This is a genomic window from Microvirga sp. P4_G7 (assembly GCF_056401005.1).
Window position 1 is genome coordinate 1 of record NZ_JBFUKD010000557.1, and the last position, 2,505, is coordinate 2,505.

Sequence of the window (2,505 nt, forward strand, 5' to 3'; positions counted from 1 at the left end):
GCGGTAGGTCGAATACCGGCGAGGGCGGCGAGGAACCCGAACGCTTTCGTCCGCTCGCGGACGGTCGCTCGAAGCGTTCAGCGATCAAGCAGGTGGCGTCGGGCCGCTTCGGCGTCACGACGGAGTATCTCGTCAACGCCGACATGATGCAGATCAAGGTGGCACAAGGCGCCAAGCCCGGCGAAGGCGGCCAGCTTCCAGGCCACAAGGTCGATGCCAAGATCGCCCGCGTGCGCCATTCGACTCCAGGCGTCGGCCTGATCTCTCCGCCGCCGCATCACGAYATCTATTCCATCGARGATCTGGCGCAGCTGATCTWCGATYTGAAGAACGTCAACCCGGCGGCGGACGTCTCCGTCAAGCTTGTTTCGGAAGTCGGCGTCGGCACCGTCGCCGCTGGCGTCGCGAAGGCGCGCGCCGACCACATCACGATCTCTGGCTTCGAGGGCGGCACCGGCGCGTCACCCCTCACGTCTCTCAAACATGCCGGCTCGCCTTGGGAAATCGGCCTTGCCGAAACCCAGCAGACCCTGGTGCTCAACCGGTTGCGCGGACGCGTCTCGATCCAGGCCGATGGCGGTCTGCGCACCGGACGTGACGTGGTGATCGCGGCCCTGCTCGGCGCCGACGAATTCGGGTTCTCGACAGCGCCTTTGATTGCTGCCGGGTGCATCATGATGCGCAAGTGCCACCTCAACACATGTCCCGTCGGGGTCGCGACGCAGGATCCGGTCCTTCGCAAGCGCTTCAAGGGTCTGCCTGAACATGTGATCAACTACTTCTTCTTCGTCGCGGAAGAAGTGCGTGAGCTGCTGGCGTCCATGGGCTTCCGATCGATCGAAGAATTGATCGGTCAATCCGACCTCCTCGACAAGAACGAGGCGATCGATCACTGGAAGGCGAAGGGGCTCGATTTCTCGAAGCTGTTCCACCGTCCAGACGCTGTTCCGGGTGTCGCCATCCGTCATCAGGAGCGACAGGTCCATCCGATTGCCAACGTTCTCGATCGCGGGCTCATCGCGAAGGCATCAGCGGCTTTGGAAAGCGGTGAGGTCGTCACGATCGACGCGCATGTGCGCAGCGCCGATCGTACGGTCGGCGCCATGCTCTCGGGCGAAGTCGCCAAGCGCTACGGTCACGAGGGTCTGCCGGACGACACCATCACGGTGAAGCTGAAGGGCACCGCAGGCCAGAGCTTCGGTGCATGGCTCGCAGCCGGTGTCACGCTTTCACTCGAAGGTGAGGCCAACGATTACGTCGGCAAGGGATTGTCGGGCGGCAAGCTCATCATCTCGCCGTCGCGCGCCTCGCAGGCCGTGCCGGAACACTCGATCGTCGTCGGCAACACGGTGATGTACGGCGCGATCGCGGGCGAGGCCTACTTCCACGGCGTCGCCGGCGAGCGCTTCGCGGTGCGCAACTCGGGCGCCATCGCGGTCGTCGAGGGCACGGGCGATCATGGGTGCGAGTACATGACCGGTGGCCTCGTCGTCGTGCTCGGCCAGACCGGCCGAAACTTCGCCGCGGGCATGTCGGGCGGCATCGCCTATGTCCTCGACGAGGACGGCACATTCGGCAAGCGTTGCAATCTCTCCATGGTCGATCTCGAACCAGTCGAGGAAGAAGAGGATCTGATGCAGCGCCTTCACCATCATGGCGGCGATCTCGAGACCAAGGGACGTATCGACATCCTGGGCAACATGTCCGTCTCGGATGAAGAGCGGCTGATGCAGCTGATCACCAACCACTTCACTTACACGGGTTCGGCGCGCGCCAAGGAGATCCTCGACAATTGGGCGACCTATCGGACGAAGTTCGTCAAGGTGATGCCCGTCGAGTATCGCCGGGCGCTACGCGAAATGGAGCGGGCACGCACGCTTCAGGCGGCGGAGTGAACCGGATGAAGATCTACGGAGACATGAAGTCCGGCAATTGCCTGAAAGTGAAGTACACGGCGGACCATTTGCGGCTCCCGTACGAATGGGAGCCGGTCGACATCATGAAGGGCGAGAGCAGGACCGACGCCTTCCTCGCCAAGAATCCGATGGGGCAGGTTCCGCTCGTGGAACTTGCGGACGGGCGCTGCATCGCGCAGTCGAACGCAATCATCCGCTACCTCGCAGATGGCTCGTCGCTCTTGCCGCGGGATGCGTATGCGCAAGCGAAGGTCGACGAGCTTCTGTTCTGGGAGCAATACAGCCACGAACCCTATGTCGCGGTGTGCCGCTTCCACATGCTCTATCTCGGTAAAAGCGCCGATGAGCGAGACGCGATGCGCGTCGAGCGTGGCGAGGCCGCTCTCGACGTGATGGAGCGCATGCTCGACGGGCGCGCGTGGTTTGTCGGCAATGCCATGACGGTCGCCGACATTGCGCTTCTCGCCTACACGCGCGTCGCTCACGAGGGCGGATTCGATCTCGCTTCGCGCCCCAACGTCCGGTCATGGATCGAACGCTGCGACGCAGACCTCCACCTTTCATCCGTTCATTGAGATCTACCGTAGGG

General features: G+C 63.1%; 2 protein-coding genes. Both read left to right on the forward strand.

Annotated elements, in window-relative coordinates; translation table 11 throughout:
* Nucleotides 1-1,895 (forward strand): glutamate synthase-related protein (locus tag AC1DT3_RS17855; protein ID WP_477466574.1); only part of this gene is annotated, 1,895 nt, incomplete at its 5' end.
* 5 nt (nt 1,896-1,900) lie between these two features.
* A complete protein-coding gene (locus AC1DT3_RS17860; protein ID WP_477466575.1) occupies nt 1,901-2,491 on the forward strand; it encodes a glutathione S-transferase family protein in 591 nt (196 codons plus the stop codon).
* Nucleotides 2,492-2,505 lie beyond the last annotated feature (14 nt).

Coding starts and splice junctions, on each gene's coding strand:
- AC1DT3_RS17860 (WP_477466575.1), top strand. CDS start 1,901: ATGAAGATCTACGGAGACATGAAGTCCGGCAATTGCCTGAAAGTGAAG.